General features: G+C 34.9%; 14 protein-coding genes. 6 read left to right on the top strand and 8 right to left on the bottom strand.

Annotation, left to right across the window (positions count from 1 at the left end):
• Positions 1–95: 95 nt before the first annotated feature.
• Positions 96–740, bottom strand: coding sequence for a hypothetical protein (locus SKM54_RS08960; RefSeq protein ID WP_321095190.1), 645 nt, complete (start codon positions 738–740; stop codon positions 96–98).
• An 820-nt stretch (positions 741–1560) separates the two neighbouring features.
• Between SKM54_RS08960 and SKM54_RS08955 the strand changes: the two genes are divergently transcribed.
• Both SKM54_RS08955 and SKM54_RS08950 read left to right on the top strand, forming a co-directional pair.
• On the top strand, positions 1561–1833 hold the full coding sequence (locus SKM54_RS08955; protein WP_152873538.1) for an HU family DNA-binding protein: 273 nt from the start codon (positions 1561–1563) through the stop codon (positions 1831–1833).
• Positions 1834–1962: 129 nt separating this feature from the next.
• Positions 1963–3837: a SurA N-terminal domain-containing protein gene (locus tag SKM54_RS08950; protein WP_321095189.1), complete on the top strand. Its 1875-nt coding sequence runs from the start codon at positions 1963–1965 to the stop codon at positions 3835–3837.
• Between the two features lie 68 nt (positions 3838–3905).
• On the opposite strand, the gene SKM54_RS08945 is transcribed toward SKM54_RS08950, so the two are convergent.
• Together SKM54_RS08945 and SKM54_RS08940 are read right to left on the bottom strand one after the other, a co-directional pair.
• Positions 3906–5219, bottom strand: coding sequence for an OprD family outer membrane porin (locus SKM54_RS08945; protein ID WP_321095188.1), 1314 nt, complete (start codon positions 5217–5219; stop codon positions 3906–3908).
• A gap of 486 nt (positions 5220–5705) precedes the next feature.
• Positions 5706–6578 (bottom strand): DUF2797 domain-containing protein, encoded by an 873-nt coding sequence (locus SKM54_RS08940; RefSeq protein ID WP_321091614.1) that lies wholly within the window; start codon positions 6576–6578, stop codon positions 5706–5708.
• Positions 6579–6610: 32 nt separating this feature from the next.
• Between SKM54_RS08940 and SKM54_RS08935 the strand changes: the two genes are divergently transcribed.
• Together SKM54_RS08935 and SKM54_RS08930 are read left to right on the top strand one after the other, a co-directional pair.
• Entirely contained in the window at positions 6611–7081 is a 471-nt protein-coding gene (locus tag SKM54_RS08935; protein ID WP_321095187.1) for a DUF6231 family protein, read from the top strand.
• A 101-nt stretch (positions 7082–7182) separates the two neighbouring features.
• The gene (locus SKM54_RS08930; protein ID WP_321095186.1) at positions 7183–7776 is read left to right on the top strand and encodes a YidB family protein; all 594 of its coding nucleotides are present in this window, start codon (positions 7183–7185) and stop codon (positions 7774–7776) included.
• Positions 7777–7835: 59 nt separating this feature from the next.
• On the opposite strand, the gene SKM54_RS08925 is transcribed toward SKM54_RS08930, so the two are convergent.
• The 5 genes from SKM54_RS08925 to SKM54_RS08905 all read right to left on the bottom strand — a co-directional run bounded on the left by SKM54_RS08925 (position 7836) and on the right by SKM54_RS08905 (position 11929).
• Positions 7836–8900 carry a porin gene (locus SKM54_RS08925; protein ID WP_321095185.1) on the bottom strand — a complete coding sequence of 355 codons (1065 nt, stop codon included), beginning with the start codon at positions 8898–8900 and terminating at the stop codon, positions 7836–7838.
• 261 nt (positions 8901–9161) lie between these two features.
• Complete coding sequence (locus tag SKM54_RS08920) at positions 9162–9575, bottom strand: HIT family protein (protein WP_321095184.1); 414 nt, start codon at positions 9573–9575, stop codon at positions 9162–9164.
• Between the two features lie 32 nt (positions 9576–9607).
• Positions 9608–9877, bottom strand: coding sequence for a YARHG domain-containing protein (locus SKM54_RS08915; RefSeq protein WP_321088230.1), 270 nt, complete (start codon positions 9875–9877; stop codon positions 9608–9610).
• A gap of 78 nt (positions 9878–9955) precedes the next feature.
• Positions 9956–10828, bottom strand: a complete 873-nt coding sequence (locus SKM54_RS08910) for an NAD(P)-dependent oxidoreductase (protein ID WP_321095183.1) — start codon at positions 10826–10828, stop codon at positions 9956–9958.
• Positions 10829–10837: 9 nt separating this feature from the next.
• Positions 10838–11929 (bottom strand): alpha/beta fold hydrolase, encoded by a 1092-nt coding sequence (locus tag SKM54_RS08905; protein ID WP_154773680.1) that lies wholly within the window; start codon positions 11927–11929, stop codon positions 10838–10840.
• Positions 11930–12068: 139 nt separating this feature from the next.
• Between SKM54_RS08905 and SKM54_RS08900 the strand changes: the two genes are divergently transcribed.
• Positions 12069–13256, top strand: a complete 1188-nt coding sequence (locus tag SKM54_RS08900; RefSeq protein WP_321095182.1) for an O-succinylhomoserine sulfhydrylase — start codon at positions 12069–12071, stop codon at positions 13254–13256.
• A gap of 19 nt (positions 13257–13275) precedes the next feature.
• Positions 13276–13605 carry a YbaB/EbfC family nucleoid-associated protein gene (locus SKM54_RS08895; protein ID WP_154773682.1) on the top strand — a complete coding sequence of 110 codons (330 nt, stop codon included), beginning with the start codon at positions 13276–13278 and terminating at the stop codon, positions 13603–13605.
• The last annotated feature ends 10 nt before the right edge of the window (positions 13606–13615 follow it).

Raw genomic sequence — 13615 nt, 5'->3', positions numbered from 1 at the left:
AGACTAGATACGCTAATTTTATGAATCCTGACTAAAATAGTCAAGTTTTTTTAAGTTATTAAAATGATTAAAAGTAGGAGTGTTTTTTCTAATAATTATGTGAGTATATTATACACTAATAAAGTAGATAAAAGCACAATAATGGTAATAAATAATATATTTAATCTCTTTTGATTTTTTTGAATGCGACGCAAACGGTTTTTATGTTGTTTAATGTCAACTTGTAGACTATTAATTTTAGAGCGTTGCTGATCAATTTTATCTAAAAGAGGTGCAATTCTTTTCTTAGAAGTTTCAATATTTTGCTCTTCTATAGGTTCTTTTAGCCAGTTTTGCCAATCTGACAAGATTTTTGGTGCATTAAAAAGTAAAAGTAAATCTTTAAATTCATCTTTAAGGGTAACATCACCATCAATTCTCATGGCTTTAATGCTACGTTTATTGCCCAGTAAAAAGATTTTAATGAGATCCATTAATGATGTTCGAACATCTAGATCAACCGCTTGTGTAGGTGCTTTTAAGTCAAAAAGAATGCCGTGCTCATTAAATTGAACATAGATATCAAAAAAGGGGATATAGCTATTAATTTTAATAGAAACTTTATTCTCTACAAATTTTTTTGCTTGTAGTGCAATAACACGGTCATGTTTAAGTACCAGTGTAAATATAGTTTCCAAAATAATGAGAACTGTATTCAGCAACAAATGTGTTTCATTTGATCTTTGTTGCGATTCGCTCATGTAAATTATTCCCTTTAAAACAAGCATGCCCTATAAATTGATATGTTAAGGACATATTAAATAATACGTAGAATGTTGCTTTGTAAAACAGTTTTAGCAAAGGATCAAGCACTAATTTTGTTTCTATAGTTTAAATTTAAGATTGAGCTTAATATTTCGTCTCAAAGAGTTGAGTTAATTTTGAGATGAATTTAGTAAGTTTTAATTTTTAATCTAGTTTTAAAAGTAAAGAATAACAGGTGAAAAGTCTATTAAATTAAGGATGATAGGAAAGTCATAATTAGATATTAAGAAGAGCAAAATATAAATTTGATGATTAAAATTAAGTATTTTTCTAAGTCAAAACAAAGTGCAAAATGAGTTGTTTGACTCATGAGTATAATTTTATGAATAGCTTAAATGAAAAACTGCTTAAATTACAATATATAACGTTTATGAGGTTTATTTAGGTTAGAAAATTTGGTTTTAAAAATGAATGATAAAGTTGAAAAATTGCTCGACTAAAGTATAAATCGTGCTTTGAATAAATTTAGGCTAATTTCAATAAAAGATCTTCACCATTTGGGGGAAATCGTATTAGAATTAATCAACAAAGTGGATTCTTTGTTAGAAGAAAATAAGGAAATAAAAGAACACATCACGGAAAAATGAAATAGATCTAACTGTTTCACGCTTTTTTATCGTTTTTTTACAACTTATTTTGCATAAAACGGTGTATGAAGTATTGCTTTTACACTTAAACCATTGCTATAAAGGCATTACGGTAATTCAAATTAAACTTTTGTACCTTAAATAAACGAATTAAGAGGACTTAATCTTCATGAATAAATCAGAATTAATTGATGCGATTGCAGAAAAAGGGGGATTGTCTAAGACTGATGCAGGTAAAGCCTTAGACGCGACAATTGCTTCAATTTCAGAAGCTCTAAAAAAGGGTGACACTGTTACTCTAGTTGGTTTTGGTACTTTCGCTGTGAAAGAACGTGCTGCACGTACGGGCCGTAATCCACAAACTGGCGCTACTTTACAAATTAAAGCAAGCAAAGTGCCAAGCTTCAAAGCTGGTAAAGGTTTAAAAGATTCTGTTGCATAATCTTTTATAAATCTGAAAAAGCGCGCTACGGCGCGTTTTTTTATGATTCATTATAAATTACTACATGTATGCATTCATTCGTGATTGTTTTTCGGTTAAAATCGCGCATAAATAAAATTTGGAATACTTATGGAATCGTTTCGTAAAGTTATTAAAGGATGGTTGGGCAAAGTATTGCTCGTTTTGTTTTTGACCCCTTTAGCGCTTGTGGGTATTGAAGGATATTTTAGTGGTGGTGGTTCTAAAGATTCAGTTCAATCGATAAATGGTCAAGATATTTCTGAAAAAGAACTAGAAGCGCTGACGAAATCGTTTCAACAACAATACTTACAATATACTAATGGCGACGAAACGCTTTTAAATCAGTCTTTCATTAAAAATAAAGCCTTAGATATGCTTGTTGCTCGTACATTACTATTACAACAAGCTGAAAAATTAGGTATTGCTTTAAGTGATGTTCAAATTGAACAGATGATTGCGCAACAACCAAGTTTTCAAAAAGATGGTCAGTTTTCTGAAGAATTATTTGCAAACTATTTACGTTCGCAAGGTTTCCCAAACAGTCAGTCGTTTATTATGAATATTCGTCAAGACCATGCTTTGAAAAACTTAACAGCTTCAGTTTCTGATTATGCTTTAGTTAGTAAAGTAGATATTAAACAAATTGTAGATTTACAGACTGAAAAGCGCACTCTACATTTGGCGAGCATTAAATTAGATGATTACAAAAAGAATATCACTGTAACAGCGCAAGAAATTGAAGATTATTACAATAAAAACACGCAAAAATTTAAGCAAATTGCGAGTGTGGATGCAGATTATATTCTTGTAACACCAACAATGTTTGGTGAGAAAGAAGTTGTGATTAATGATGCGGATTTACAACAAGCTTATCAAAAATTTGCTGAAGCTGAAAAAGGCAAAGTTGAGCCTGTAATTAAACATATTTTAGTCACTACAGATGGTAAAACAGATGCAGAGGCGAAAAAGTTAATTGATGCTGCGTATGCAGAATTAAATAACGGTGCATCTTTTGCAGATGTTGCTAAAAAGTATTCTGATGATACAACCTCTAAAAACAGCGGTGGTCAATTAGCTGCCTACGATAAAGGCTTGTTTGGCGAAGAATTTGATAAAACAGTATCTACACTTAAAACAGGTGAAATTTCTAAACCAGTTAAAACACAATTTGGTTATGAAGTTATTCAAACACAATCACCAAGCATTGATATTCCAAGTTTTGAAAGCCAAAAAGAACGTTTAGCTGCTGAATTAAAAATTGCAAAAGCACAAAATTCATTTGCTGATGCTGTAAATGGTTTAAATGAAATGGTTGTGGGTAGCGACTCTTTAGATGTTGTTGCTCAAGAGGTAAAAACTGCAAAAGTTGAGTCTGTTAAGAACTTCACTTTAGGTTCGCAACATGCTGTATTTAGTGATCACAGTGTTAAATCTAAGTTATTTAATGACGAAGTAAAAAATGGTGATCGTAATGCAACAAGTAGTATTCAGCTTGCAAACGGTGATGTGGTTTGGGTAAAAGTACGTGATTATCACGCAAGTGGTGTTCAGGGCTTAAAAGATGCGACACCTCGTGTAAAAGCTAAATTAATTGAGCAAAAAGCATATGCTGCCGCAAAAGTTAAAATTCAAAAAGCATTAGATGATTTTAAAACTAAACCTGCTTCTGCTGTTGTAGCTGAAAGTGGTATTAAGTTTGAAAATGCTGTGACATTTGCGCGTGCAGATGGTTTGTTAAAACGTCCTATTGAACGTGCTGCTTTTAGTTTAACAGCACCTAAAGAAGGCATGTGGTCTGCAACTACAGCTCAATTACCAAATGAAATGGTGGTGGTTGCTGTATCTAAAGTTGAAGATCCATTAGCTACAGGATTACCTGCTGAACAAGTTCAAGAAGTATCTAAGCTGTATCAACAACTTCGCGCTCAGCAAGAGTTAGATGCTTATACGGCTTATTTAAAATCTAAAGCTAAAATTAAGTAATAAATAAATCTTGATGTAATAAAAAACTCGGGTCTAGTATCCGAGTTTTTTTATGTAAGAATAAAAAATTAGAAAAGTTTGATTGGAATATCTAAGAAGACACGCCATTCATCAATATTAGGCATGTAGTTGTCACGATATGCTGCATCTGCACGGTAAATGTAGTTTCGTGCTCTAAAGCTTACATCTTTTGCAAAACCAGACTGTACGGTGTATTTAATTTGGTTGAAAAATTCACTTTCTTTGGCGTTGTCTGTAATGAGTTGCGTGCGATCTGCATTGGCAACATCAATATCCCAGCCGTATGCATAGGCAGTTGTCCAAGTTAGCCCTGGAATATCTAAAGCACCAAAGTCGAAGCTATATTGAAGATTGACAGATTTTTCACCAGCACCCGCAAAGTCAGATAAATATGAGTTAGGTAATACAATGCTTCCGCCACCATCGGCATTGTTGTTGTAGTCGTAACCCGTATTTCCTGTATTTTGTTGATAAGCCAACATTACAGAGTGTGGACCTGTGTTGTAGGTTGTAGAAAATGCCCAAATAGAGTTCGAACGATTATTTTTATCGTTGGTTGTTTCTGAGTATGTATTACCTTCAGGGTCCCATTTTGTGTGATAAGCATTGAAATCGTAAACTAAAGAGCTATTTTCATTTAAAGGCTGTGTAAAGTTTGTATTTACATAATGTCGTTTTAGGCGATCTTTAATATCTAAGCCATAATAAGATGCATTTAGTTGATCATTAACTTTGTATTTTGCACCCCAAGTTATGGCTTTATCCAACTTGTTTGCATCGGAGTTGACCTGACTTGCGCGAACATTCTTTGTGTATTTACCTACTGTTAATTCGAGGTTTTCTATTTCGTGGCTTGTAATAGAAACGCCTTCATAATACTCAGGTGCAATGCGTCCTAAGTTACTGGCAAATACAGGTGAGTTGACGGTTTGCGTTCCATAGGTAAGCGTTGTGTTAGATATACGCGCTTTTACATATCCACCACCTCGAATCCAATGGTCACGAGGGGTAACATTACCAAATTGGTCTGTTGCACCATCGTTTTCCGCAGGAATCATATCTGTTCCTGCATGTGCATTGTCACCAATTTTAAAACCGCCATCGGCAAGAATACCCACACCAAAACCTATCGTTCCTTGAGTGAAGCCCGAATCTAATTTAAAGATTGCACTTTGACCTGAGGAATTCTGATCTGTTTTGCCATTTTTCTTGTCACGGGTGTTTAATCCTGTACGAAATAAAACTGAGCCTGTTGCATCTTCTACAAAACCTTTTGCATCACTTTGTTCGCTAGCATAAGTATTTGAAATGAGCAGGGTGGGAATAAGCGTTGCAAAAAGAATTTTGGTTGATTTTTGCATTAAAAGAACCTTTTAAATAGAGAAGACATTTGATTGATGCTTTCTAGGCAACATCCTGTTGCTTTGGAATTAGTTTTGAAACTATCGGCTTTAGAGCAGATGTAATATTTAATACATGATTCGAGATTTCTAATGTGTGTAGCTTTAATGGGTTTTTCGTGTAGATTCTTGTCCGTTGTATTGTGGGCTTGTATATTCGAGCTTTATTTTTAATGTGATTTTTTGATAATAATGCTGTAAATGTGGAGATAAATTTTTTCTAAGTTATTTTTTAAATTGAATAAAACATTCAATATGTAAAATCATAAAGTATTATTTTTGTTGTATTTATTTAAGTTGAAATCAAAATGCTAAATGTGATGTTTGTGTAACTAAGATTTATTCAAAATACATAAGTTTTATGTTTGTGAATAAATCTAAGCTTTAGAAAGATAAAAACCGACACATCTATAGTGATGCATCGGTTTAATTGTATTGAATTTAGTTTTATTCAGAGCGAACTTTTAGCTCATATCCTGTGTATTTACGAATATTAATAACACCTGTATCTAAAATTAAATATTGACCTTTAATGCCTTGAAGCTTGCCTCGAATAATTGGGGTTTTATCTAAGTTATGCGATTTAATTTTTTCAGGATAATAATCTACAGGGTAAATAAATTCACGAGGAAGTTCATCTTCTAGAATTTCAACATTTTCGTTGAAGTCTAAACTCATACTAAATTCATCACGAATTGTTTCAATTTGCGGTTCAAACTCAATTAAAAGTTCATCTCGTACCTGAATAAGGTCTAAAGGTTCTGCTTCACCTTTAAGAAGTTTGCGCCAATCTGTTTTGTCAGCGACCTGTGTACCAAACATGACTTCAAGCTGACCTGAGAGGCGACGTGAGCCAACTTTCATAATAGGAAGGGCTTGCGTAGCGCCTTGATCTAACCAACGTGTTGGCATTTGTCCTAAGCGTGTAATACCAATTTTGAGTGCGCTTGAATTTGCTAAATAAACAATATGTGGCTGAAAACAAACTTCTTGAGCAAAGCTTTCTTCACGGCAAGTTCCAAGATGATAATGACACGTTTCAGGCTTCATAATACACATATCGCAAGACGCTTTTGTTTTAAAGCATTTGAAGCAATGACCTTGTGAAAATGATTTAGATGTTTTAGTTCCGCAAGAAATACAGTAAATATTTCCTGTTGCTTCAATTTCAACTTCTTGACCCAAACTAAATGGAAGATCAAATTCTGTGCGATCTAAAATAAATTTATATTCAACATTTGCCTTGTGAGTCTGATGATCAGTTAAACTAACATCCTTGAGGCCAGCGTGCATTTTGTGGCAAATGCCTTGTAATTCCATGAAGATACTCACTTTAATAACAGGAAGCAGTTATGGCTGAACTTAACGTCATCACTTCAATGCTAGACGATTTATCTAAAGAACAGCCAGTTCATACTGCAATTTGTATTGGTCAAAATCTAGAGCAATACAATCTTAATCAATCAATTCAATGGTCTTATTTTAGCGTATCTGACTTTTTAAATCTGCCATTTACACAGCGTTATGATTTGGCATTTGTATTATTTAATACAGATGAAGCTTCAAATTTGGATGTACAGCAAAAATCTCAGTTAATTGTGAAACTTCGAGATTTAATGGCGAAAAGATTGGTGGTGGTGAGTAAATTACAGGATGAATCACTTTTAAGGGCTTTAGGTTTAACGCAACTGATAGATCAAAATATACATGATCGTGACTTTGCTTTATGGCAATTTAATATTTTAACGTATAAGCATGTGCCAGATTGGTTTAACTCTAAATTTTGGGCAAATCCTGAAAATTGGGATAAATTTCGTTGGTAAGTTGTTTATATTAAAGAGTTTGTAAATTTTAGCGAAGAAGGTAGGTGATTTTTCTATTTTCGAGGTATTCTAGATATGCACATATTATGGAATAACTAAAAATGACAAACTTAAACAACATTGTAGAAATTTTAGCGAAACAAGCACTTGGCGGTGGTCAACAGCAAAATCAAGAGAGTGGTTTTGGTGGTATTCTAGGTTCAGTACTTGGACAATTAGGTGGTCAATCTCAGCAATCTAATACAGGTGGCTTAGGTGGTATACTTGGTTCTGTTTTAGGTCAGTTTGGTGGTCAATCCCAAGGTTCTAATGCAGGTGGTGGTTCTCAGTTACTCATTGCTGTGCTTCCATTAGTTTTAGCTTGGGTTCAAAAGCAAGGTGGTTTGCAGGGGGCTTTAGATAGCTTAAAAGGACAGGGCTTAACAAGTCAGGTCGAAGATTGGGTGTCTACAGGTACAGGTGATAATGCAGCTGTAGATCCACAACAAATTCAAAGCTTATTTTCTGATGCTGAAATTGAGCAAGTTGCACAGCAAGCACAAGCGCCTAAGCAAGATGTACTCAGTGCGATTTCTACAGTTTTACCGCAAATTATTGATTCACTTACACCGCAAGGTGAGCAAACCAGTAGTACAGAAGCAAACTCAGATATTGCTAATGTGATGAATTTAGTTTCAGGTTTTCTGAAAAAATAATTTATATTCAAAATAAAAAAACACGCAATTGCGTGTTTTTTTATGGGTTTGGTTTTGACTTAGAAGTCGTAACGGAAACCTAAAGACAAACCAATAGAGTCTTCGCCTGCTACACCAGCAATATCTGTACTACGACCTTGCTGCCAAGGAGTCAACTTAGATTTATCATCATTCAGTACTGTCGCAAGGTTTGCATATACACGTACAGCAGAATCAAGTTTGTGTTCTACACCTACAGCAATAAGACTTGCATTCGCATTGCTAGTATCTACATCACGTAGTAGGTATTGACCACGTAAGGCAGTTTTTGATGAAAGTTTATATTCACCAGCTACGCCATATACTTGTACATCAGGGTTATCTATATCATTATCATGTTTAGAAAGTTGATATAAACCACCAAGTTTTAAATCACTTGTAATGTTGTATGCAGCTGCAACACGGAAACCATCGCGTTCACCACGACTATCAGCTTTCGATTGGTATTTTTCGTAAGCTGTAGCGATGTCGATAGGACCATTTTTATAAGTTACAGCAAGATCATAGGTTTTATTATCATTTTTACCTGTTCCATCTGTATCTTTAGAATCTACTTTACCATCATGTAGCGAAAGTGCAGCTAGTACGTTAAAGCCACTACCAATTTTAGGTGATTTATATTCAATCGTATTTGCATTACGCTCATCAAAACGCATATTATCGGCACGAGTTACATTTCGCATATCACCTAATTGATCACCAAAAAAGTTAATCGGGCTACGAGCAACTTTAAATGGACTGTCAAAACGACCTACACGTACTTGACCATAATTATTACTTTTAACACCTACGAAAGTATCGCGAGTTGCGAATTTAATACCATTATCATCATTGCTACCGCTAGCGAAGTTAATTTCCTGTTCAATTTGTGCGAAAACGTTTAAATCATCATTTACTTTTTGATTAACTTTAAAGCCTAAGCGTGAAGAGTTTGAAGACAAGTTTGCTTCGTTATAATCTTTACCATCATCTAGGTAATCTAAAGAAACATGAGCACGACCGTAAACTTGTACGTCTGCAGCTGCTGCCATTACTGGTGTTAAAATTGTTGCCCCAACTGCCAATGCGCAAAGTGTCTTTTTCATTTGTAACTCCAATACTATCTTTTTGTTAAGCCATCTTAAAATTCGTGAGTAGACGTAGTTTTATGTATCTACCGCCTTCCTTGGTGCTCAGTATCGAGGACAAATAAGTCAGTAAGATTAAGGATTTATTGCAAAAATATTAAAAGTGAAGAATTTTAGATTTGGATTTTTAATTTTTTAATTGGTTGAATAATCTATTAATATTAAATATTTAGGTATAAAAAAAGAGCTTTAAAAGCTCCTTTTTAAATTTATTAATGCTTAAAGTGCCGCTTTAATTTTTTCAGCAAGCACTTTAATTTTTTCTTGATCACCCATTTCAAGTGCATGTTTTCCAAGTTCATGAACAGAGCTTGGAATTAAATGAAAATGAACATGAGGAACAGTTTGACCTGCTGAAGCACCTGAAAGTTGCATCAGTACAATGCCTTTTGCATCTAAGCCTTTTTCAATTGCTTTCGCAATTTTTTGTACAACTTGAATGGTATAAGCTGCTACTTCCGGATCTAAATCTAACAAGGTTACTGCTGGTGATTTAGGAATAACCAGTGTATGACCATCTGCTTGAGGCATAATGTCCATAAATGCAAGAACCTGTTCATCTTCATAAACTTTAATGGCAGGTAATTCACCGCGAAGTATTCTTGCAAAAATATTTTGGTCATCGTAAGCCATGTGGACTCCTTGATTGAATATGGTGAATGTAATTATTTACAATTCAATTCTTTCTGACGATCCTTAATGGCGTCAAGCTTTCTTTGTTCTGCATCAGAAAATTTTGGCTTATCTGTATAACAATCGGCATTATTGTTAAAGCGTGTTTTAGCTTCTGGGTCTTTAAAGCAGAAACCTTTAGATGCATAAATTACATCAGAATCACTTTTCAGTTTTTTACATTCTTGTTCAGAAGCAAAAGCAGTATTTACTCCAATTAAAGTTGTAAGACTTGCAATTACAGCAATAGTTAACTTTTTCATAAGAGTATCCTTGGTTATTGCTTAAGTTAATACACATCAAAATAATACGTATGATGTGTATTAATCAATGGCAGGACTTTAGCTAATTGTAATTTTACTCCAAGATTCATACAGTTTTACAGCAGCAGAAAAGTCTGCATCTGCTTCAGCAGTTAAGTTCGCTGTTTGTATAAGATTTTGAGCTAAGCTCAAAATTGGAGTAGGTAATTTCACATCTTGGGCTAAATTTAAAGCAATACCTGTGTCTTTTGCAAGTAATGGTAGGGCAAAGGTTAAAGGGAAGCTTCTGTTTAAAATCCGCTGAGATAGTACATTTTCAGTCACGCCACTTTTGCCGCTAGATGCGTTAATACAATCTAAAGCTTCGGTTAAATCTACCCCATGTGCTTTAAGTGTTGTAAAACCCTCTGCGACAGACCATAAATTTACGGCAAGTAGCATATTGTTCACTGCTTTAACAGCAAAACCCGCACCCGATGCACCTACGTGTTTAATGAGTTTGCCAAATGCTTGTATTGCAGGTAATGCTTGATTAAATGCTGCTTCATCGCCACCGATCATAACAGTGAGTGTTGCATTTTCTGCACCAATGGTTTGTCCGCTAACAGGCGCATCTAAAAATGAAACCTGTTGTAGTTTTAATTGTTCTGCAAGTTGCTTGGCAGATTCAGGCACGCCACTTGTGCAATCTACCCAAATTGATCCTGCTTTTAATTCTAAACCTGCAATTAAGTTTTCAATATCTTTACTTGTAGGTAGGCATGAAAAAATAATATCGGCTTGAACCGCTTGTTTTAAATCTACAGCTTGAGTGCCATATTCAATTGAGTGTTGCTTGGCTTTTTCGAAGTTTCTATTCCAAACATAAACCGTGTCGAAATGCTTAGGAAGATGCGCCGCCATTCTGTAGCCCATAGCGCCTAAACCAATAAATGCAACGGATTGAATCATGATGTTTCCCTATAATTGTGTAGATCTAAGTGCGAGCCAATTGAACAGTATTGGCCAAAATTGTTCAGCACTTTTTTGACTAGACATTAACCCTAAATGCCCACCAGGAATAAGAGTAAACGTGACATCTTGACTATTTGTCAATTCAATTAAAGGCTTTGCTGCTCCTGCTGAAACAATTTGATCGTTGTCTCCTGCGCCAACAAAGACAGAGCAGTCTATATTTTTTAATTCGATGAACTTATTCTCTAATTGTATATATCCATTTTTGAGTGGATTTTTTAACCATAGATTTAAAATCATGTCTTTATTTACCCCACCAGGATAATCAATCATATGATTTAAAAATTCAGACATTGTGGCATGTTCATGCATAAACTGAGTGTTATCTAAGTTTTTAAAAAGTTGAACTTTACTGTCGAGCCAAGATTTGGGGTTAATGAGTTTAAATCCAACTGAATTAATAAAACCGGGTGTATGAATATACTTATTGGAAATTTTTTCTTTTGTGAATAGGTTTTGTAGTTTAGGTTTTTTATTTATAAATTGATGGCTAAGTTCAAAAAGTTTTCCAATTTTCCCAGATGCATGTGAATTTATAGGGCTTCCTAAAACAATTAAATTTTTAACAAATTTTGGCTGATGAAGCGCCGTATAAAGCGTGACAAATACACCACCCATACTCCATCCGTGTAGCGAAATTTGCTGAGAGTTTGCATGGGTTTGAATTTGTTTAATGCAATTTGGAATTAAATCATCAATAAAATATAAAAAATTAAATGCATGATGGCTGTAATTAAAGCGATCCCATTGTAATAGGTAAATATCGAAGCCCTGATTTTGGAAGTATTGAATTAATGATCTATAGGGATGTAAGTCATAAATTGCTGTATTGACGGCTAAAGGTGGAATAAAAACTAAAGGTTCTTGGTATTTTCTATTTTCAGCAGCGTAATAACGAATTTGAGTATTCTTATAAGCTGCAATAATTTCATAAGGTGTTTGTTCAGATTGAACTAAAGATTTCCGATTCAGCAGGCGAATAGAGAGATTCTTTAATTTTCCACTTTGATTTTCGAGAATTAATTTTAATGATTTCATAGAAGAATCTGTCTCAAGCGCTACCGATTTGAACGAAGACTAAACAATTTTTCAATATTATACCTTGACCATAAATACCTTAGACGCTCAAAATGTTGGCAATTGTTTACCAAGGCAGTCTACAGACTGAGTAATTGAAATGAGCCAACAAGACGACAGTCAATATCAATTAGAAACTTTAGCAATTCGCACAGGGCATAATCGTACTGCAGAAGGCGAGCATAGCGAACCAATTTTCTTAACGTCATCTTTTGTTTGCGACAGCGCAGCAGATGCTGCTGCTAAGTTTTCGGGTGAAATTGAAGGCAATACATATTCACGTTATACCAATCCAACAGTTCAGGCTTTTGAAAAGCGTTTGGCTGTTTTAGATGGTGCTGAAGCTGCTGTTGCAACAAGTTCTGGTATGGCTGGTGTGCATGCAGTTACTTTGGCGTATTTAAAGTCGGGTGATCATGTTATTTGTTCACGCGCTGTATTTGGTTCAATTCTTTCTCTATTTGAAAAATATGTCATTAAATTTGGCGTAGACGTTACCTTTGTAGATTTGGATGATTTAGATGCTTGGAAACAAGCAATCCGTCCAAATACACGGTTACTATTTATTGAAACACCATCAAATCCATTGGCTCAAGTGGGTGATTTACAAGCGATTGCAGATATTGCACATGCGCATGGTGCGTTGTTTGCTGTAGATAATACATTCTGTACACCTTTATTGCAGCGACCAATCAAATTTGGTGCTGACCTGGTAATTTACTCATCGACTAAATATATCGATGGTCAAGGTCGTGCATTAGGCGGTGCAGTTGTTGGTAGCGCTAAATTAATGGAAGAAATTACGGGTGTAATTCGTACACTAGGTAATTCTTTAAGTCCATTTAATGCATGGATTTTCTTAAAGGGTTTAGAAACGCTTAGCTTACGTATGAAAGCACACTGTGCAGGTGCACAAAAGCTTGCAGAGTGGTTAGACGCGCATCCTAAAGTAGAAAAAGTATATTATGCAGGTTTGCCAAACCATCCTGGTCATGAATTAGCCAAGAAACAGCAATCAGGTTTTGGTGGTGTTGTATCTTTTGTAGTTAAGGGTGAACGTGCAGGTGCATGGACAGTTATTGATAGCACACGCTTCTTATCAATCACGAGTAACCTAGGTGATACGAAATCTACAATTACCCATCCAGCAACAACTTCTCATGGCAGAATGTCTGCTGAAGCGAAAGTTGCAGCAGGAATTAGTGAAGGTTTAATTCGTGTATCTGTTGGTTTAGAAGATATTGATGATATTATTGGCGACATTAGTCGTGGTTTAGATTTAATTTAAGATTTGTTCGGAGTTTTTTATGAACGTAAATATGTTAATGCAGCAAGCACAACGCATGCAAAAAGAAGTCGCGAACAACATGAAAAAGGCAAAAGAAGAACTTGCCCAAACTGAAGTTCATGCAGAAGCTGGCGGTGGTTTAGTTAAAGTAACAATGACTTGCCGTAACGTAGTTAAGCGCATCGAGATTAATCCTGAACTTCTTCAAGATGATCCAGATATGATTGAAGACTTAATTGCTGCTGCAATGAATGATGCTGCACGTCAAGCAGAAGCTGTTTCTGAAGAAAAAATGAAAGCTGCGAATTCTGGTATGGGTTTACCACCAGGCTTAGCTGGCTTGTTCTAAGGAATAGCCT

This window comes from Acinetobacter faecalis, from assembly GCF_034187745.1.
Taxonomy (GTDB): domain Bacteria; phylum Pseudomonadota; class Gammaproteobacteria; order Pseudomonadales; family Moraxellaceae; genus Acinetobacter; species Acinetobacter faecalis.
The sequence above is the reverse complement of the archived record's forward strand: the minus strand, read 5'-3'. Positions and strand labels throughout refer to the sequence as shown.